Origin of the sequence: Phytohabitans aurantiacus (assembly GCF_027923225.1) — a bacterium.
Taxonomy (GTDB): domain Bacteria; phylum Actinomycetota; class Actinomycetes; order Mycobacteriales; family Micromonosporaceae; genus Phytohabitans; species Phytohabitans aurantiacus.
The window spans coordinates 1-19,013 of sequence record NZ_BSDI01000093.1; the positions used below are offsets into that span (position 1 = coordinate 1).

Sequence of the window (19,013 nt, forward strand, 5' to 3'; positions counted from 1 at the left end):
ACCCAGGTGATCTACACCGGGGCGGCCGCCGTCACCTGTAGTGACACCCGTGGCCCTGACCACAGTGGACGATCAGACGTTCTGAATAGCGCTCCCGGACTGCCGAAAGGTGCGGACTGCCGAAAGTGCCGAACTGCCGCACCGTGCGGCACCATGTCGCCAGCAGGTTTGGCACTGCCGCAGCGAGCCGCCACACCCGGGCCTGTGTGGACGCCAAAGCGCCGAATCCGCCGGCATCCTCCCGAACTGCCGGATACGCAGCGTAACCGTCGGTCAGTAACATCTGGAGGGCCCGGCGAAACCTCGCGGTGGGACCCGGGAGGCACCCGCCCCGCCAGCCGTGATCCCAACCCACTCCCCGTGCCAGCCGGCACACCGACCGCGTCAGCGTTGTCTTGCCGAGTGGCCGTGCCGCCGACCTGTCCTGTTTTCATCGCATCTGGATCGCGCCCCGCCGGGCTGAACGCGGCGGCTGACGGATCTGATGAGACGGACGGCGGCGGTTGTCTCAGCGGATCTGGTTCGCGGATCGCGGCGTCTCAACCTTGTTGGTCCCATCCGACAGGTCTGCGTTGGCGGCTGACGTACCCAGGCACGGCGCCGGAAGAGACAGCGCGGTGCTCGTTGACGACGGTCTCATAGGCGGAGCCATGACCGTCCCGATGGGACGCGGACAGATTCGCTGAGACGGGACACGACCAGTTGACCTGCGCTGTCAGTATCTCGGGGGCGCTGTCAGATCGGAGGGTGTTCGCCACGTCTGACAAGACCCGGTTGGTCATGGGAGGCTTCCGCTGCTCGGCCGATGTCGTCCGGCTCGCGCTGCCCCGGCTCGACAAGGTCCACACGTCGCACAGCGTCGCGCACTGAGGCTGCTTGCCCAGGACATGCGCCACGTCGTCCGCGACCCCGGCGGTACCGCGCGCCTCATCAGCGGCGATCTGCGTCCGCGGCCGTGTCGCTGGCGATCGCGCATCCATCGACTGAACCTTTGATGCGACGGGCTCTCATCGGGTTGCCGTGCCCATCGCGGGTTGGAAGCCGGTCGGCCTCCTCCGGCAGCGCGCTTCCTTGTCTGGAACCCACCGGTGAGGAACGCTCGTCACCAGCGGACGGCAGTCGATTGGCCTCCACGGGATCGGCGCTACCTTGATGGGAAGTGGAGACTAGGTGAACGATAACGGCCGTCCAGAGCTGGTGATCTTTGACTGCGACGGGGTACTGGTTCAGAGCGAACCGATCGTGATCAGCGTGCTGGCCAAGCGCCTGCGGCTACTGGGTGTTGAGATCAGTGACGAGGAGTGCTTCCGAAAGTTTGTGGGGTTGTCGCAGGAGGCGGCGGAGCGTCTGATCTTCCGCCTCGTCGGTTCCGATGTGTCCCCTGGATGGTTCGATGACCTGACGATCGCGGTGGATGCCGCGTTACGGGTCCAGGTCGAGCCGACCCCTGGCCTCGTCGAGGTGCTGGATCGGCTGAACATACCGGTGTGCGTGGCGTCGAACGGACGGCCGGAAAAGGTCGCGTTGACCTTGGAGGTGACTGGGCTCGCGCGGTATTTCGCGGGTCGCGTGTTCACCGCTGCGGACGTTGAGCGAGGCAAGCCGGCCCCTGACCTGTTTCTGCTGGCGGCGTCCCGTATGGGCGCGCCACCGGGTCGCTGCGTCGTGGTCGAGGACAGCGAGACCGGTTTGGCCGCCGCTCGGGCCGCAGGCATGCGAGTTGTCCGATACGCACCCGATAGTTGGCTGCCGTTGGACGCCAGCGAGGCAACCTTTCGGCGCATGGCGGAGCTGCCTGCGCGGCTCGACGGGCGCCCGGTTGACGCCGTGTCCCGCGACGCGCTTTCGCCTTCGGATATGGAGCCTGCGGCACGGTAATGTCGACCCTATGGGTCCGACAGCACGTAAGGTCTCCTTGACTGGCATCAAGCCCACTGGAGAGCCACACCTGGGCAACTACATCGGTGCGATCGTTCCCGCGCTCGAATTGGCTAATACATACGAGTCCGTGTACTTTATCGCGGACTATCACGCGCTGACGACAATCCGCGATCGTGACCTGCTGCAGCATTACACCCGCTCCGTGGCGGCGACGTGGCTTGCGGCTGGACTCGACCCAGACCGGACCACGTTCTATCGACAGTCGGACATTACTGAGACCTTCGAGCTGGCCTGGGTGCTTTCCTGTGTGAGCGCCAAGGGCTTGATGAACAGGGCGCATGCGTACAAGGCCGCGCGCGACCGGAACCGAGAAGCGGGCAAAGAAGATCTTGACGCGGGCGTGAACATGGGGCTGTTCAATTATCCGGTGTTGATGGCGGTCGACATCTTGATCATGGACGCGGACGTAGTGCCGGTGGGTCGCGACCAGCTCCAGCATGTCGAGTACGCCGCTGACATCGCGGGAGCGTTCAACAGCGTCTACGGCGACCGGTTCAAGTTCAAGGTCCCGGCACCAGTTGTCCCGCCGGAGGATTCGGCGCATACCTTGCCGGGCACGGACGGGCGCAAGATGAGCAAGTCCTACGACAACACGATCCCGCTGTTCGCGCCTGAGGCCAGCTTGCGCAAGGTGATCAGGCGCATTCCGACCGATAGCGTGCCGGTCGAGGCCCCCAAGGATCCGGACTCGGCGGCAGTCTTCACGCTGCTGGAGCGTTTCGGCGGCGACGACGTGGTGGCTGACACCAGGGCTCGGTTGCTCGCTGGTGGGATGGGCTGGGGCGAGGTCAAGGCCCAGCTGACCGATGCCTTGATCGCACGGTTCGGGCCGATGCGGGAGCGCTACGAGGCACTGATGGCGCCGGGCAGCGAGCTGGACGATCTGCTCGTTCACGGCGCGGACAAGGCCCGTAAGCAGACCCGGCCGGTGCTGGAACGGGTGAGGGACGCGATCGGTATCGCATAGCGGCTCAGCGCCCTCACATGAGGGCGTCGACCACTCGGTCGGCGCAGTGCCACGCGGTGGTCCACTTGCCAGGGAGCGCGACGACGAGGTTGGCGGCTGGGGACCAGCCGGCTGGCGGGTCTCGGAGGTCGATCACGGCGGCGGACGGATCGGCATGTGGAGTGGCGGGTTCGCATACTGTGCCCCACAGCAGTTCGAGGCTGGAGGCGAGCGAGTCGAATCCGCGTTGGCCGAGCGCGACTCGAAGCCGCGTGTGCTCGGTCGCGGTCGTGCCGTACATGCCGGTGAGGCCGGGCAGGCCAACGCGGACACCGTTGAGGTCGGGACTGATCGCCAACAGGTCGCCGTCCAGCCAGTACGTCAGCGTTTTCGTGCCGGCTCCGGTGGCCCGGCCCCAGGCGATACAGCGCACATGCAATGTGTGCTGGATTCCCGCGCGGGACAGGATGCCCGGCGTAGCCGCCCCGGTCGCCAGCACGACCACGCGCGCTTGCGGAATGGACCATCCGGCTGAGACGAGGGTGCTGTCGGCGGCGCGGCGCAGCGTGACCGCTTCCCGTGCCGTTGGTACTCCGGTCGCGTGGGCGAGTTCGACCAGGCGGACGCGCAGGGCCGCAAGGTTCACGCTGTGATCGGGAATGCGGAAGGCCGCCGCTGGTGGAGTGACGTGCCCGACGGTACGCGGGTCCACCTCTTCCACACCCTCGATGCCGGCCTCGCTCCAGGCGTGGCGGTAGCGGTCGACAGTGTCGGTCGCATGGAACAGTGCCAGCCCCGTGGATTCGCCGACCCGGGCCGTTTGGACCAGGTCACCCCAGCGATTGCGATGTTGCCAGCAGTCTCGCGCGACTGCGGGAAGCACTGGCGCGTAGACGGCTCCGGAGTGGTACTGGCCGAAGTTGGCCAGGGACGCGCCAGGCAGTTCGTCGCCGAGGCATAGAACCCGCAGCCCGCGACGCGCGGCGGTAACCGCGGTCGTCAAGCCGCACAAGCCCGACCCGACGACGAGAACGTCCACACGCTCGTCAGGCATGTAGCGGCCCTCGGCGGTTCAGGGAAGACCCGGCGGTCCGCTCGTCGATGATCGAGAGGTGGTACCGCTCAGCGAAGCGGCGGACCAGGCCGACCGGCGCCAGGTGGTGGTCAACGCGACCTCGGAGCCGCTGCGGCGTCAGGCGTAGCCGACTTCGGGCGGCCGCGCGGTGAGCCTGCATGCAATCGCGGCTCAGGATGAGGCTGTGCAGATGGGTCAGGACGGCGGTGCTTGCGGCAGACAGCGGTGTGTCCTCGTCCTTGGTGGCGGGGGCGGCGAAGTCGAGCGCGTAGACCGCGAAGCTCGAACGCCAGGGCGCTGCAAGGACGGCCTCGACGACCCGGCACGCGGCCTGTTCGAAGGACCAGGCTGCTCCATCCACCGGTCCGGTGCTGGGCCACTGCGCGAGTTGAGGCAGGAGCAGGGCGGCGCCCAGGATGCCGGCGCGTGCGTAGGTGATGACCTGCCTTCGTTTCGCCAGCCCGTACGGGGTCTGGTAGAGGAAGGAGGCCAGGACGGCCGTGGTGCTCGCCGCGACCAGCGCACACGTCCGGCGCCCGTCGCCGAACCGTTCGCGTAGTGCGAAGACGACACTGGTCGCGCCTTGGATGCTGCGCCGCATGGCCGCGACTCCCCTGCGGTCAAGAACGGTGTCGACGACGCAGATGTGGTCATGGCCGGCCGCCCACGCCTCTAGCGTTGCCACGATTCGGGTCCGGTCTTCCTCAAGCGTCACGTCCGCAGTGATCCAGCGAACGTCCTGCGGCGGGCCGACGGTTAGCGGTGTTCGCGTCACCGCCGCGATGTCGAAGCCGGACTCGGCGAGTACCGGTAGGACGCGACAGCCGAGCCGCCCCGACGCACCGAGGACGATCACAGCCCTCTTCACGGAGCACACTCCTGCCACAGGCCGGCGAACTGAACGAAGGTGTCACCGAACTCCCGGCGCACCTTTCGCCATGCGTCTGGGTGCACAGCGCGTTCGACGAACGCCACACGGGCGCGATCGACGTCAGTGCCGTCCCAGCCGCTGCTCAACTCGATGGCCGAAAGGATCGCGGGTTGGCTCGCCTCGTCGTCGCTCATGATGCGGTCGGCGATCTCACTCGGAGCCATGTTGAGGTGGATGCTGGACACTGGGATGCTTTTGGACATTTTCGGGTAGCCAGCGAACCCTTCCAGAACCCGGAAGTACAGAGCGCCGATCTGCCCGCTCCAGCCCAAGCTCAGGTCGCCGGCCTCCGCCTGCCGGTTAAGGACCAATCGGGCCAGGTCGGTGAAGTACGCCTCCTCCATTCCGGACACCATGAGGATGTTCGTGGCTCCACTGTCGAACGGGGCGAGCACGTCGGCGACGGTGTATAGCGAGTCGACGACCACGCCTGTCTCGCTGCCGAGCAATCCGTGATCCGCGTAGAGCTCCAACAAACTTTCGCGGTTCTCCTGAAAGTCCGACCGCGACAGGTAACGAGCGATCCGGCCGGCCCTGATGAGGTTGTCGTGGTCGAGGTGAGAACGCAGATGCGCTTTGTCCACGTCCAGCCCGAGCGCCGCGAGGAAGGCGAACATCTGGTCCCTGACCCGAACGAGGGTCGACCAAGGGACATTGCGAGAGTTCCACGCCCCTAGGTCGGAGATGACGACAGTCATCGGTGCGTGAAGGCGGCGCTGCAACTCGACGGCCCCGAGCATGACTGAGAGCGTCCCGGCGGTCGGCGCGTTCGTCGGTCCGAACCCGGTGACGACGGCCAACGAGTTCCGCACCTCGGGGTCGAGCACCGTGACCGCGTCGTCGAGATGGGTGAAGCGGACGGCCGTTGTCCCGAGCTGTCCGGCGAGGGCCTCGGCCGATCGCTGACCTATTGGCTTGGCAGGCATCGGTGCTCCCTATTGGAGGTGAGTCAGCGTCGTGAGCAGTCGTGTGGCCCGCCCGGATCGACGAGCCTCACGGACCTGGTCGGTCGCCTCGTCGAGGTCGACTCCGGCTCGGCTCGCGGTGACGACGAGGGCGGCGTTCAGCTCCACGAGCCGGGCGACTGGTGTGTCGTTGCATGAGGTGACTGCGGCGGCGACGAGAGCCGCATTGCCGCCGTGTGTCGGTCGGTGCGCCACAGCGGTACGCCACGCTTCCGCTGGCGCACTCCTCCGACGCACCTCGCTGATGATCACGCCATCCGTGAGGTGGGCGATACGTGCCACACCAACATCGCTATGTTCGTCGATCATTTCGCCGGGCGTCAGCTCGGTGGATGCGACTACGCCTGTGGCGATATCGGGTCGGATTCGCCGCAGTGCCGCGGCGGCGAGCATGACATCGCGGTGTGCGAGGCCGAGCACGTATCCGCCCGCCCGCACGCACAACGCCGCCACTGGCATGAAGAAGCTCGCCGGGGTGAGCTTCTCGAAAACGCCGTCATAGCGAGCTGCGTACCGAGGGCAGAAGTTCGCGTAGGCGGTGCAGGCGATGCCATGCCGATCCAGCGCCTCAGTGATGGCGGCAGGGTGGTCGACTGGCCGTATTCCGAGGACATCGAGAATGTCGGCGGCGCCGGACACTGCGGACACCGACTGCGAGACGCCTTTGACCACCGGGACCCCGGCTGCTGCCGCCAGGATCGCTGCCGCGGTGCTGACGTTGAACGTCTTGAAGTGTTCCTTGCCGCTTCCGGCGACCACAACAGTGTTGTCGGGTGTTGCTACAGGTTTGTTGGTGTAGGCGCTGAGCACTGGGTCGAACTCGATGATCACGTCCCACCACTCGTGGAGTTCGACCGGTCCGATGAGGTCGGCGTGGAGCAGGTGAGCGCACCATCGCCGCCATCGCTCGTCCGATGCCGCAGACGGGTCTCGCAGTAGCGTTTGAAGGAGATCTGGCGACCACGTATCGGCTTGCGCGGCGACGGAGCCGCCTCTCACGCTGCCCATTGCGGTCCCACCAAAATGCTGTGCCGTGCCTGGTATAACGACGAATGGGTGCGGTACCCGTCGTCGGTCTTGCCGGTAGTCCTTCCGGCGTCGAGAGGCGACGCCGGAAGATCGGTGCGCTGAATAGATGTGGCTGTCACGATCGCTTCGTCGCCAGCACCCATGCCATTGGCCTCCCCGATGTTCTGGTCGTTCCCTGTGAAATCTGTCGTGTGGGTGAAGTGGTCTGGTGACACGTAAGGCAGGCCCATGACGGCGATACGGGTGCCGTTTCCATTCACATGGGGGGTGCGGGTAGGCGGGCCCGCCTCACGTGTCCCACACCACTTCACGCCAATTCCGTTATGCGGCTACGCCCCTTGTCATCGCATGGCCTGCACGGCGAGGTCGCCACGGCCGGCGTCAACGGCGGTGATGACGTCGTGGATGGTCCGGTTGTGTCGCTCGCCGAGGTCACGCAGCAAGCGGTTGAGTTGGTGGTTGGGCAGGTCCAGGTACAGGAACGGCGCCAGTTCCAACACATGGACGAGGCCGGATAGGGCGGCGCACTGGTCGTCGGGCCTCTCGCGGTGGCGGTGCTGTGGGTGGGCGAGGCCGTGCAGGATCGAGCGGATTTGGCCACGGGCGCGGACGGCCCACGCGGTGTCGACGGCGAGGTAGGCGTCGGTTTTTACCAGGCCGCCCAAGCGGCGGCGGCTGGTGCGGCGCAGCACGCCGACGGTGAGCATGTTGGCGCGGACGCGTTCGTACAGGTCGGTTGCGGCGAAGATGCGCAGCCACCGGCGGAGCTGGTCCTGTTCGGGTGGCGTGTGGTCGGTCTGGCGGATGACGGCCATGGCGGCGGCGCCGAGCGGGTCGCCAGCTGGGTCTGTGTTCGCGATGGTGATCCGGCCCGGGTTCGGGACCCAACCCTGACGCAATGGGTTGTAGGTCCAGCCGATCGCGACGCGCTGGTCCAACCACAGTTCCAGGAGGATGGCGCCGGCCAGCCCGACTGCGAGGGATTGGATGTTGATGGTTGGTTCGCCGGTGTCGTCGTCGTGGGCGAGCAGGAACAGTTCGGCTCGCAGCGGCAGCCGGGCCAGCCGGTCGGGTGTGGTCGGATGCACGGTTCGGGCCTCGTCAACGGTGGGGATGCTCATCGCCGGCCGTTCCAGGCTCGTGGGGGCGGCGGTATCTGCCGCAGCCGCTCGTGTACGGCGGTGTAGGCGACGGCTGCGCCGAGATACTGCTTGTCCAGGCGGGCCAGCATCGTGTAGTTCGGGTCGCACACGTTGCCGACCGGTGCCGTACCCGCCTGAGCGACGAGCTGGTAGGCGTCCAACATGTCCAGTCCGGTCAGCGAGGCTGTCCAGGTCACCAGGTCGTGTTGGCTGATCCGGAACGCGTCCTCCAGAGGGCGTGCGCAGCCCACCGACATGAGCGCGTCGTCGGACTCGATACGCGGCCAGGGGGTGACCACGCCTTTGATCACCTCGACGGCGATCGTGGTGTTCATGGCGACCTCGACCGCGACACCAGACACCTCACCCTGGCCCTGCCGTGCGTGGCCGTCGCCGAGGCACAGCATGGCGCCGTGCACGTTGACACCCAGGTACAGGGTGGCGCCGGCGCGTAGTTCCGGCGTGTCCAGGTTCCCACCGTGGGAGTCCGGGACGATCGTGGAGCGGACTTCGAACCCGGCGGGCGCGACCCCGACGGTGCCGTGCATCGGATCCAGGGGAAGGACCACTCGGTAGTCGGCGTTGCGGGCGCGGTAGGTCACGGTCCCGGCGCAGGTGTCGATGTCGTACAGCCACACCCGCTCTTCCAACGGCGGCTGCAACGTAGGCGTCTGGGAGGTGGAGGTGAGCGCACCGAAGTGCGGGAACGTGCTGGACACACCCACAGGGCGGGCGGGCACGATGGATACGAAATGCACGGCCAGGGTGTCACCGGGTTCGGCGTCTTCGATGAAGAACGGCCCGGACACCGGGTTGAGATACGGCATCTGGCACACCCTGGACGGCAGGTCGTCCACGGTGGACACCGCGCCGCCGAAGCAGTCCTCGGTGTAGGTGGTCAGTACGTCACCGGATTGCAGGTGGGCTACCGGGAGCCGGCCGCCGAACGTATACGCCAGGTCGTCCTTCGCCGGGATGTGTGTGATTGGTGCGGCCACGGCTCACACCCCCTCGCGCACTGGAAGGGTCTCGCGCCGAGCGGGGGTGAGCCCGGACAGTACCGGCCGCCGACCGGCCGCGTAGAGGCCGATCAATACAAGCAGGCCGATGCCGATCCAGACGAAGCCGAGCCGTTGAGCGGCAACGTTCGCGTTCCACACGACCAGGCTGAGGATGGTGGCGCCGATGGCGGGCATCATCAGGTGCGCGAACACGTTTCGGCTGCGTTGGCGGATCGTGTAGTGCACGACCACGGACACGTGGAGTGCGAGGAACGCGGTCAACGCCCCGAAGTTGATCAGGCTGGCAAGCAGGCTGATGCCGTCGTCGCGTTGGTTCATGTACAGCCCCAGCCCGAGAGAGACGGCCGCGACCAGCACGATGGCGTTGGTGGGCACGTTGTGCTTGCGGGACACCTTCGCGAGGAAGCTGGGGAGCTGGCGGTCGCGGGCCATCGCGTACAGCAGCCGGGAGATGGCCACCTGCGCCACCATCGAGTCCGGCAGCCCCCACGCGATGGCGGTGGCGACCGCGCACAGCGTGGCCAGCCACGGCCCGGCAGCCACCTCGGCAGCGGCGTAGAAGGCGGTGCCATCCGGGTCGCCGTTGGCGATCAGTGCCTGCGGGTCCGGGGTCAGGATGGCTGCCACCCATGTTTGGACGATGAACAGCAGCCCTGCGAGCAGCAGCGCACCCGCCATCGCCCGGCCAATCATCCGAGATCCGCCGCGCGCTTCCTCCGACAACATGGCGATTCCGTCGAAGCCAAGGAAGCTGAGCACGGCTACCGCTGTGGCGGCGAGCACCAGCGACCAACCGAAGGTGTCCGGGTTGTAGATCGGGTCCCACGTCCACCGGCCCTCGCCGCTGAGGATGGCCCACCCGCCGATGCCGAGGAATACGAACAGCACGACCAGCTCGCCGGCCAGCATGAGCCAGGTGAACGTGGCGGTCATCTTGATACCGAACGAGTTGACGACCGTGTTCACGAGTACGAAGCCGACCAGCCACGCCCACACCGGAATCGCCGTCACGGTTGCGTTCATCGCGACCGAAGCCACCAGGTACAGCAACGACGGCACCAGGATGTAGTCGAGCATGATCGCCCACCCGGCCAGGAACCCGACCGGTGCGCCGATCCCACGGCCGACGTAGTTGTAGACGCTGCCCGACAGAGGGAACGCCTTGACCATCTGCGAGTACGAGAACGCCGTAAAAATCAACGCGACCGCGCCGATGGCGTAGGCGAGGACAACCATCCCACCGGACGCCGAAAACACCGCGCCGAAAATCGCCATAGGGGCGATCGGCACCATGAAGATCAGTCCGTAGGCCAGGAGGTCGCGGAACCTCAACGCACGTCGCAGCTCCTGCTGGTAACCGAACCGCTGCAACTCATCAACCGGATACGACACCGGGGAATCCCTTCACTGGCACGTCTCATCGGGGGCGCAAGTCCGCACGCCGGCGATGGGCCTGCGGGCAGTCATAGTCGTTGCGATCGCCTCATTGGGTGGGATCACCCGCCGGCGCAGCCATTTGTGGCAGTACGCCAGCGGGGATTTCATACCGTCAAGCACACCGTGCCAGCGGCTGTCGACGGGAGGCGATCAGGCCGTCAAATCCGTCAACTTCGACGTCGCGGCCGGCCATAACGTTCGCTACGGTCAATACACCAAGCGTGGAAGGAGGCAGCGCAAACGCATGTCCCGGCAAACGAGTCAGCGCAGCAACCCGTCGCTCGCCGCACACCTCACCGAGGCCGGGCTGACGCCGCGCGCGCTCGCACGAGACCTGAACAGGCTGTTCGGGTCGGGCACAGTCGCCGAGACCGCGCCCTACCACTGGCGTGATGCGGGCGGGATTCCGCGCCCACCGCTACCAGCGCTCACCGCGTACACCATCTCCCGGCACCTCGGCCGAGTTGTCACCGTCCGGGACCTTTGGCCCGGGCAAGCCGGCGCGAACGATGCCACGCTGATCTTGCCGGCAAGCGCCGGCATGGACGGACCATGGACGCTGGCGACCACGATGAAGATCGCCGAGGACTGGCTGTTGGGAGGGCTCGTGGACCGCCGCAGGTTTCTGTCTGTCTCGGGCGCCGCGCTCGCCCAGATGGTGAGCACTTACCTTGCCGCACAGAGCCCGGCCTCTGCTGCCGTACCCGCCGCAACGACGGACGACCCGCTCGTCGACCAGATCGAGGCCAGCGTCCCGCGCCTACAGATGCTGGACGACGAGCGTGGCGGAGCCGCCGGCCTCAGCTACGTTGGCGCCCAGATGCGGGCGGTACTTCTGGTACTGCGCGACGGCGGACACACCGACGCCACCACCCGGCGTCTGCTCGTCGCATTGGCCGACCTCGCGCAGCTCGCCGGCTGGAAAGCCGTGGATGCCGCCCAGCCCGGCCTGGCGCAGCGCTACCTGCTCACCGGGTTACGCGCCGCGCACGACGCCGGCTACCGGTCCATGGAGGCACACATCCTCGCCGATCTTGCCTTTCAGGCAGCCTCTGCCGGCGACGGACGAGACGCGGTAGCACTCGGAGAAGCGGCCACCCGCGTCGCCGAAACCGGACCCGCGAGCGTCCACGCGTCGGTCACGTCCCGCCTGGCGTTCGCCCACTCGGCGGCAGGCAACCTTGCCGAATGCGAACGAGCCTGGCTCAACGCTCAGGACCACCTGACCGGCCGGCGCACAGGGCAGGATCCCGACTGGCTGTACTACCTGACCTCGAACCACCTCGACTGCCAGGCCGGCTACGCCATGATCCTCGCCGGGCGCCGCAACGCCAGCAACGCCGCCGGCCGCGCGCTACTGCGCAGGGGAGCTGCACTGTTGCGTACAGGCGCGTACGCCCGCCCAGCCAGCGAACCATCGCAGCGGCGCGCCCTGTACGAAGGCGCATGGCTCGCGCTCGGCTACACCGCACACGGCAAGCTCGACGCCGCCGCCCGCGTCGTCCGGCTCGCGCTGCCCCGACTCGGCACCGTCCGATCACCGCGTAGCGTCGCTCTACTCACGCAGCTCGCCCAGGACATGCGCCGCCGCAAACGCAACCAGATCGTCGCCGACCTGCTACCAGACTTGGAAACCGCTCTCGCCCAACACCGCAACTGACAGTACGGTCGAAGCCGTGGGGAGAGACGACCTTGACGCCCTGGTGATCGGTGCCGGCGTGTCCGGCCTCACCACCGCCGTACGCCTGGTCGAAGCGGGCCTGCGCGTGCGAATATGGGCCGCCGAACCGCCCGAAGCCACCACATCCATGGCCGCCGGCGCGATGTGGGGCCCATACCTGGTCGAGCCACTGGACAAGGTGCGGGTCTGGAGCCGCCAGACACTCGATGAGCTACGCAGGCTCGCCATCCAGCCCGATACCGGCGTTCGGCTCGTACCCGGAATCGAGGCATCCCGTACGCCAGTAGAACCGCCAGAATGGGGCAACCAGCTCGACGGCTTCCGGATGTGCAGCGAGAGCGACCTGCCCAAGGGGTTCGCCGCCGGCTGGCGGTTCCTCGCCCCCCTGGTCGACATGCCCATCTACTTGTCCTACCTACAACGCCGACTCGCCACCGCTGGCGTCGCCGTCGAGATCCGCCGCATCGACAAGCTCGCCCAGGTCACCGGCATGAGCCCGATTGTCGTCAACTGCACCGGGATCGGCGCCCGAAATCTTGTGCCCGACCCGGATCTGACTGCGATCCGCGGCCAGCTTGTCGTCGTCGAGAACCCAGGCATCACCGACTTCTTCGCTGAAGACACCGGACCGTCGCCAGACCTGCTGCATATCTACCCCCAAGGCGACACGATCGTGCTCGGCGGCCTCGCCGCCACAGGCGAATGGGACCTCCAACCTGACCCCGCCGTCGCGGCGGCGATCCTCGCTCGCTGCATCGAGGTTGAGCCGCGCTTACGCCATGCTCGCGTAATCGGCCACCGGGTCGGGCTGCGACCCACCAGGCCACAGGTCCGAGTCGAAAAAGCACTCATCGACAGCACGACCGTGATCCACAACTACGGACACAGCGGAGCCGGCGTGACCCTATCCTGGGGCTGCGCCACCGAGGTCACTGCCATCGCCAGCAAAAGTGCGCCAGGACTTCGATCACATTGATTCCACAGCACAACCCCAGTGTCCGCCAGAAGGCGAAACAGCAGACGCTGTATGCGGGCACGAGCGGGACATCGCCGAGGCAGTCCTAGCTACCACTGTCGCCGAGGGCCACGGCGACATGACTCACGCCGAGGCCGGACTAGGCTTCTCCTTCTCAATCAAGCCCGTCAGCAGCATGACTTCGTAGAGATCCGCCAGCCAAAATGATCGCGGCTGGTGGAGTCCGCCGCCACAAATTTCCACGACCCGAACGGCGCCGCAAGCACCTGGCTGTCTCGCCGTGCTCCGATGCCTGGCTCTGGTCACGGGAGACCGGCCTGGTCGAACTCGCGCTGGAGGCGCGGACGACGGCGGTGCTCCTCCCGCAACGTACCGATCAGCTCGTCGATTTCGACCGCCCGTTCCGTACCGGCAGCCAGCCCTCGCATCCGGCGAAGCCGGCGGGCCGCCTGCCGGTACCCGCGGGCGTCCGCCTCACGCAGATCCCCGACAACAAGGTCATGCAGCACCGGCAGCACACCCAGCGGATCGACCCGCTCGTAGGCGTCGGCCAGATCGCTCCAGGTACGCGCGTCGGTCAGCTCAAGGTTGTGCGCCAGTATCCAGGCCAGCTCCACATCGCCGAGGTGGTGCAGCGCGAAGACGACCGCATCCCGCGGTGAACGGCCCAGGGTGTCGAGTACCTCATCGCGGTGGGCCGGCCATGCCTCACCCGCAGCTCGACGCAGTTGCTGCGCTGTCGAGGAGGACGGCCAGCGGCGGAACACCTCCAACCGGGCCGCGAGTTCAGCGTCAGGCCGATGCTGGGCCAGCAGCTCACACCAGTAGCCGGCGGCATCCAATGACTGATGGCCACGATCGAAGTCGGCGGCCTGCCTGGCCCAGTCGACGGCCAGGTCAACCTCGCCGGTCTCGGCCAGCGCCCGCGCGGTGTCGTGCAGCCACGCGGCCACCTTCCGGTCCCGGGCGTGGGTGGCGATGATCGCGTCAACGTCGCGGTCGACAACCGCGAGCCGGCGGGCGTTGGCCTCCAGCAGGAACCGCGTATGCCGGTCCTGTGCCGCCTTCTGCCAGCCTTCGGGATCGCTGAGCCATGCCCCGGACACATCCTCGGCCGGCTCCGGCCCGAGCCCGCCAGCGATCTCGGCCAGCTGGGCCCGGTACAGTACCAACCCCTCCGGCCCAAGCACCGAGGCATAGTCGGCGACATCGATGGAGAAGAAGTCCTGCGTACCGTCGAACTGGAACTTGACCATCCAGGCGGCCAGCCTCGACGGGGACGGCCGGGCTTTGGACGCGACCTGGGTGTGGAGTTCGAGTAGATCGCGGATAGCGTCGCCGATGATTCCGCTGGAGTCGTCGGCGCGCAGTACCACCCGCACGGCGGCCGCGATCGCCTTCTCCACGACCGCCAGCAGCACAGCGGGATCGGCCGACTCGGCGGCGTCCCGCAGCAGGCCCACGGCCTCGTGCATCTGACGTCCGTGCGCGTTGGCGGCACCCCAACGGTGCAGATCCGCCCGGGTCCTGATCAACCCGAGCGCCACATCACCAACGTTCTCGTCACGAACACCACTACTCACACCCGCGATTATCACCAACCCGGGAACCACACCACCGCGCCCGCCCGCACCCGTCCCGGGCCGACGCGCCTCCCCCGCCATCGCTCCAGCCCGGGTAGGCGCACGCGACATTCGCGATACACATCAAAAGATCGTTGGCCGCGCGCCGCAGCCGTACCGGCGCTGACATCCCGGCAAGGGGCTACGTCCGGCTGTACCTCCACTAGACGCGCCTGGCCGACAGCGGCAGCGAAGGCCGCGACAGCGCCGGCATGCTTCGTCGTGGCAGACCGGATGCGGATCGTCTTGGTATCCATGGGAGTCGAGGAGTTTCGCTTCTACACACCGTGTGCGAGCAGGCCGGCCATCTACCCGTGGCTTACGCGTGCTTCCGCTCGATGCGGCCACGGCGCAGCGCCGACTCGTACGCGATGCGGACAGCGAAATCGGAGGCCCAGGACACGTCGACCCGGACTGCCGGGCTGACCACCCCGACGCCGGCCCGGACGGCATGCCACCCGGATGATGAACATCGCTTGGCTCGGTGCCGCCCAGTTGCTCCGCAGCGCCCTCTGGTTCCTCGCCTCCCCATGATCAAGGCGCCCCTCAAGTGCCGGTGATCAGCTTGACCTCGTGGCGGCAGCCCCAGTCGTGGGGCAGTACCTCGTCGAGTTACACACGGCCGAGTTCATCCGCGCCCTCGTCGGTGGCGACCGTGAAGCTCACCACCCCCGTCGTACCGGATCACCAGGAGTGGCTCCGGTGTATAGCCCACGAAGGATAGCTCCAGCGCGGCGCCGATGAGGCTTGCCCGATCAAGCTTGAGGTCCTTGACGCAGCCTGTATGTGGGGAAGCCTCGATGGGTATCAGGTTGCCGCTCTACCGTGCGTTCTGTTGGCGGTGAGAGTGAGTTTGATGTGCGCTTGGCGGGTGTCAGGCAGGGTTACTTCCAGCTTGACGATGTCAAACAGCGCTCGCTGCAACCGTTCGGGAAGGTCCACGAGCCGCACGTCGCGCACGGTGTCCAGCAATTCCGTCTTGCCTGGATCCGCCTCGTCGGGTTGCGTGGCGATCAGTTCGGCAAGCCACGCCTGCTTCTGGGTTCGGCGGGTCTCAAGTTCTTCGAAGCGTTCGCGGAGTCTGGTTCGCCAGGCATGGTGGTCTTCGGTGGTCTGTTCCACTTCGGCGGCGATGGTGTCCTGTCGGTTGGTGATGTCGTCCAAGGTCCGGCGGGTGGCCTCAATTTGTTCGGCGTGGGTCCGGGCCTGTCGAGCTGGTGTCGCGCTGTCTTGCTCGGCCAGGTGGCTGTGTCTGTGCGGTCCGAGGACCTGCTCGGCGACGGCGTGGTAGATGACCGGCAGGAGGTAGTCCTCGCGGATGTAGAAGGTGCCGGGATGATCCGGCATGGTGGGCTCGCCGCGGGTGTTGCGGGGGCCGTGACAGCCGTAGTAGATGTGGTCGCCGTGGAGGGTGCCTTGCATCCGGCGGCCGCACTGCTGGTGGCGTAGGTAGCCGCGCAACAGATAGGTGCGCTTGGTGGCGGGATGTGCGTTCGGTTCATGACCGGACCGGTGACCTGCCTGCCGACCTGCTGCCGCGACGGCGGCTTGGAAGTCTGCCACCGAGACCAGCGCGGTGTGCGTGGGTGTCGGCGACCATACCCACTGGTCGACTGGGTTGGTCCGGTGGGATTTCTTGCGGCGGACGGTGACGCCGGTGCGGGTGGTGGTGCGGTTCCACACCATGTAGCCGGTGTACTTCGGGTTGGCCAGCATGCCGCGGATGGTCGACCCGGTCCACCGGCCGACTGCGGTGTTCTTGCGGGTTGGCTCCGGCGGCGGGTAACGGTCCAGATCGCGGTTGAGTAGCTCGGCGATTTGCCAGTAGGTCAGCTGGTGATGGACACGCCAACCGAAGATTTGGGTGATCACCGGCCCGCGGATTTGGTCGACCACGAGTTTGGACTTGGTCCGGGCTCCTTCGCGGTGGGGTTGCGTGCGGTAGCCGTAGGGGGCGCGGCCGAGGTTGTAGCCCGAGGTGGTGTGGGTCTTGAGGCCGTCCCACGTCTGCTCGAATGTGTTGATCACGGTCCACTCGCCTACCGCCTGTTTGATCCGCCGCAGTAGTACTTTGGCGGCCTTCTTGCCGTCCAGGTCGATGGGTTCGTCGGCGGCGAACAGTTCGATGCCGTGGGTGGCGAGCTCGTACTCGATGCGGGTGTTGAAGTACACGTAGCGGGCCATCCGCTCGGCGCTCTCGCAGATGACCGCGGCGAACCGGCAGTCGCGGTGTTTCGCCTCCGCGAGCAGCTCCGGCAGCCCGCCGGCTCGATCGACCGGCAGTAGCAGGTTCAGGTGCGCGGTGCCGGCACCGCGTTCGTCGAACTCCATCCGCCCGGACTCGATGTCGATGAACCAGGCCACCACCTGCCACCCTACGGGCAACGCCGCTACGCAGTTACCCACCTGGCGCCTGGCTGATCCGACCGGATCCTGCAGGTCGTCTGTGGAGACTCGGATCAATCCGGCGACGGGTACGCGTTCGCCCATGGCGGAGACCCGGGAGATGACGCTCCACGGGGAGGTCGGGCCGTGACCGCCCGGCCCGATCATTGCTCGTTTGACAATCCCGTCGCCGGCTTGGCTGCTTCCTGCCCGGGGTGGGGATGGTCGATGGTCCATTGCAGGACCTCCTTGATGACGAGCCACTGGCGGTGCGCCAGATCCTCGGCCTGGTCGCCGGTCACCCAGTTGACCTCAACCGTGACCTCCATCGGCGGCGGAGCCCGCCATCGACGCTTCTTACGCGGTGCGTCGACGCTCTGGCCATCTGTTGAATCGCGGCTGTTCACGACGAGCCCCGCGGCCTTCGTGGTACGAGCGCGGCCGTTGCCTCGGCCGCCCGCTGGCCGACGGTGCCGATGAGGTGTCCGTACGTGGATCGGATAAGCGCTGGACTGGTGTGACCGACCCGCATGGCGATGACGGTCTCGGAAACACCGGCTTCCAGTTGCAGGGAGATGTTGACGTGGCGTAAGCCATGCAGCTTCAGATGCGACAGTCCAGCTTGGCGGACGAGCTGGACGAAGGTTTGGTACGTCATTCCGGGGTCCAGCGGCCGTCCGTCTTCACGGGTGAAGACAAGGTCGCCGTGGTCGTCGATCGGTCCGGCGTACGCCGGACCCCATTCCAGTCGCTCCAGCAGCTGAGTCCTGCGCCACTGGCGCAGGACGTACACGGTCGCGGCGTCGAGGTCGACGACGCGGTCCTCGCCGGCGAGCGTCTTGGGCTTAGTGCGGTACCGGCCAGGCCGGCCCTCCTGCTCGGCTTTGCGCGCTGTCACGTAGCTGCGTTGGGTGATCTGCCAGCGGACGGTGATCCGGCCTACGTCCAGGTCGACGTCGTCCCAGCCGAGCCCGCACAGCTCGCCGCGGCGCAGCCCGGCGAACGCGGCCAGATGGTAGAGCGGATACAGCCGCTGCGGCTCGATCGCGTCCAGGAATCTACCGAGCTGCTGCGCGGTCCACACTGTGGTCTTCGACCGGGTCAGCTTGGGCAGGTCCGCGTCCGGCGCTGGGTTCCGGAGGATCAGTCCGGCCCGGGTCGCGGTGCGCAGCGCCCCGGAGAGGGTGTTGTGGATGCGCCGCATCGTTTGCGGGCCGAGCGGACGCGGGACCGGCACCAGCTTCGGCACCCGGGGGCGGCCGGAGCGGCGGACCGTGTTCGTGACGGCCGCCGCCGCGCGCCGCTGCTCGTTGATCGCCTCGGCCGCGACGATCTGCGCGGCGCGTTCCCGGCGGATCGCATCGTACGCGGCGCTCAGGTGGGGCGGGCGCAGGTCGACGAGGCGGATGTGGCCCAGCCGCGGGATCAGGAACCGATCGATGTTGTCGCGGTAGTTCTCGGCGGTGCCGTCGCGGATTTCGCCGCGCTCGTAGCGGGCCGCGAGCCAGGTCGGTAGCCATCGCCCCACGGTCAGGTTGGGGTCGGCGACTGGACCGCCGGCCTTGGTCTCGCGCAGGACATGGGTGCGGGCAGCCAGTGCCTGGCGGGCGGTGGCGAAGCCGCCCTTGGCGTGCTGGCGGCGCGCTCCGCCGGGTCCAGACGGTAGTTCCACTGTGTACTGCCAGCGGTGGCGGTCGCACCGGTTCTGGTCGCACTGGTCGGTGCACCGCTGGTACACCCCGGGCACCCGGCGGCCACGGTAGACGTTGCCAGCGGACACGAAAAAATCGGAGCTGGCGGACAGTTCGCTCCGGGCTGGTGGACATGAAAACTCCGGGCCGGTGGTCACCGGATCTCCGGA

General features: G+C 67.2%; 17 protein-coding genes. 5 read left to right on the forward strand and 12 right to left on the reverse strand.

Features of this window, described 5'->3' with window-relative positions; genetic code table 11:
- The first annotated feature begins 747 nt into the window (after nucleotides 1-747).
- From QMG73_RS44450 to QMG73_RS44460, 3 genes are all read left to right on the forward strand, one after another.
- Complete coding sequence (locus QMG73_RS44450) at nucleotides 748-870, forward strand: hypothetical protein (protein ID WP_281906005.1); 123 nt, start codon at nucleotides 748-750, stop codon at nucleotides 868-870.
- A 300-nt stretch (nucleotides 871-1,170) separates the two neighbouring features.
- Nucleotides 1,171-1,878, forward strand: a complete 708-nt coding sequence (locus tag QMG73_RS44455) for an HAD family hydrolase (protein WP_281906007.1) — start codon at nucleotides 1,171-1,173, stop codon at nucleotides 1,876-1,878.
- 10 nt (nucleotides 1,879-1,888) lie between these two features.
- Nucleotides 1,889-2,908, forward strand: a complete 1,020-nt coding sequence (locus QMG73_RS44460; RefSeq protein WP_281906009.1) for a tryptophan--tRNA ligase — start codon at nucleotides 1,889-1,891, stop codon at nucleotides 2,906-2,908.
- Between the two features lie 13 nt (nucleotides 2,909-2,921).
- On the opposite strand, the gene QMG73_RS44465 is transcribed toward QMG73_RS44460, so the two are convergent.
- The 8 genes from QMG73_RS44465 to QMG73_RS44500 form a co-directional block, all read right to left on the reverse strand.
- Nucleotides 2,922-3,941, reverse strand: a complete 1,020-nt coding sequence (locus tag QMG73_RS44465; protein ID WP_281906012.1) for an FAD-dependent oxidoreductase — start codon at nucleotides 3,939-3,941, stop codon at nucleotides 2,922-2,924.
- Nucleotides 3,934-4,830 carry an NAD-dependent epimerase/dehydratase family protein gene (locus tag QMG73_RS44470; RefSeq protein WP_281906014.1) on the reverse strand — a complete coding sequence of 299 codons (897 nt, stop codon included), beginning with the start codon at nucleotides 4,828-4,830 and terminating at the stop codon, nucleotides 3,934-3,936. Before QMG73_RS44470 ends, QMG73_RS44465 begins: the two co-directional genes overlap by 8 nt.
- Nucleotides 4,827-5,819 (reverse strand): nucleotidyl transferase family protein, encoded by a 993-nt coding sequence (locus QMG73_RS44475; protein ID WP_281906015.1) that lies wholly within the window; start codon nucleotides 5,817-5,819, stop codon nucleotides 4,827-4,829. Before QMG73_RS44475 ends, QMG73_RS44470 begins: the two co-directional genes overlap by 4 nt.
- 9 nt (nucleotides 5,820-5,828) lie before the next feature.
- Entirely contained in the window at nucleotides 5,829-6,689 is an 861-nt protein-coding gene (locus QMG73_RS44480; protein ID WP_281906017.1) for a hypothetical protein, read from the reverse strand.
- A 164-nt stretch (nucleotides 6,690-6,853) separates the two neighbouring features.
- On the reverse strand, nucleotides 6,854-7,147 hold the full coding sequence (locus tag QMG73_RS44485) for a hypothetical protein (protein ID WP_281906018.1): 294 nt from the start codon (nucleotides 7,145-7,147) through the stop codon (nucleotides 6,854-6,856).
- 81 nt (nucleotides 7,148-7,228) lie between these two features.
- Nucleotides 7,229-8,008, reverse strand: coding sequence for a GOLPH3/VPS74 family protein (locus QMG73_RS44490; RefSeq protein ID WP_281906020.1), 780 nt, complete (start codon nucleotides 8,006-8,008; stop codon nucleotides 7,229-7,231).
- Complete coding sequence (locus tag QMG73_RS44495; RefSeq protein ID WP_281906021.1) at nucleotides 8,005-9,027, reverse strand: acetamidase/formamidase family protein; 1,023 nt, start codon at nucleotides 9,025-9,027, stop codon at nucleotides 8,005-8,007. The genes QMG73_RS44490 and QMG73_RS44495 overlap by 4 nt, the downstream gene beginning before the upstream one ends.
- 3 nt (nucleotides 9,028-9,030) lie before the next feature.
- Nucleotides 9,031-10,443 carry an APC family permease gene (locus QMG73_RS44500; RefSeq protein ID WP_281906024.1) on the reverse strand — a complete coding sequence of 471 codons (1,413 nt, stop codon included), beginning with the start codon at nucleotides 10,441-10,443 and terminating at the stop codon, nucleotides 9,031-9,033.
- A 289-nt stretch (nucleotides 10,444-10,732) separates the two neighbouring features.
- On the opposite strand from QMG73_RS44500, the gene QMG73_RS44505 reads away from it, so the two are divergent.
- Together QMG73_RS44505 and QMG73_RS44510 are read left to right on the forward strand one after the other, a co-directional pair.
- Nucleotides 10,733-12,148 (forward strand): carph-isopro domain-containing protein, encoded by a 1,416-nt coding sequence (locus QMG73_RS44505; protein ID WP_281906025.1) that lies wholly within the window; start codon nucleotides 10,733-10,735, stop codon nucleotides 12,146-12,148.
- Nucleotides 12,149-12,164: 16 nt separating this feature from the next.
- Nucleotides 12,165-13,145: an FAD-dependent oxidoreductase gene (locus QMG73_RS44510; protein WP_281906026.1), complete on the forward strand. Its 981-nt coding sequence runs from the start codon at nucleotides 12,165-12,167 to the stop codon at nucleotides 13,143-13,145.
- Nucleotides 13,146-13,447: 302 nt separating this feature from the next.
- On the opposite strand, the gene QMG73_RS44515 is transcribed toward QMG73_RS44510, so the two are convergent.
- The 4 genes from QMG73_RS44515 to QMG73_RS44530 all read right to left on the reverse strand — a co-directional run.
- Nucleotides 13,448-14,728, reverse strand: a complete 1,281-nt coding sequence (locus QMG73_RS44515; RefSeq protein WP_281906028.1) for a DUF6880 family protein — start codon at nucleotides 14,726-14,728, stop codon at nucleotides 13,448-13,450.
- Between the two features lie 846 nt (nucleotides 14,729-15,574).
- Nucleotides 15,575-17,320, reverse strand: a complete 1,746-nt coding sequence (locus QMG73_RS44520) for a recombinase family protein (RefSeq protein ID WP_281906029.1) — start codon at nucleotides 17,318-17,320, stop codon at nucleotides 15,575-15,577.
- Nucleotides 17,317-17,559, reverse strand: a complete 243-nt coding sequence (locus QMG73_RS44525; protein ID WP_281906030.1) for a hypothetical protein — start codon at nucleotides 17,557-17,559, stop codon at nucleotides 17,317-17,319. The genes QMG73_RS44520 and QMG73_RS44525 overlap by 4 nt, the downstream gene beginning before the upstream one ends.
- A partial coding sequence (locus QMG73_RS44530) for a tyrosine-type recombinase/integrase (protein ID WP_281906033.1) occupies nucleotides 17,556-19,013 on the reverse strand: 1,458 nt, incomplete at its 5' end. The genes QMG73_RS44525 and QMG73_RS44530, both read right to left, overlap by 4 nt.

Bases quoted from the DNA above. Each gene is read 5' to 3' on its own strand.
- QMG73_RS44490 (WP_281906020.1), bottom strand. From the start codon at position 8,008: ATGAGCATCCCCACCGTTGACGAGGCCCGAACCGTGCATCCGACCACA.
- QMG73_RS44460 (WP_281906009.1), top strand. From the start codon at position 1,889: ATGGGTCCGACAGCACGTAAGGTCTCCTTGACTGGCATCAAGCCCACT.
- QMG73_RS44465 (WP_281906012.1), bottom strand. From the start codon at position 3,941: ATGCCTGACGAGCGTGTGGACGTTCTCGTCGTCGGGTCGGGCTTGTGC.
- QMG73_RS44475 (WP_281906015.1), bottom strand. From the start codon at position 5,819: ATGCCTGCCAAGCCAATAGGTCAGCGATCGGCCGAGGCCCTCGCCGGA.
- QMG73_RS44505 (WP_281906025.1), top strand. From the start codon at position 10,733: ATGTCCCGGCAAACGAGTCAGCGCAGCAACCCGTCGCTCGCCGCACAC.
- QMG73_RS44520 (WP_281906029.1), bottom strand. From the start codon at position 17,320: ATGATCGGGCCGGGCGGTCACGGCCCGACCTCCCCGTGGAGCGTCATC.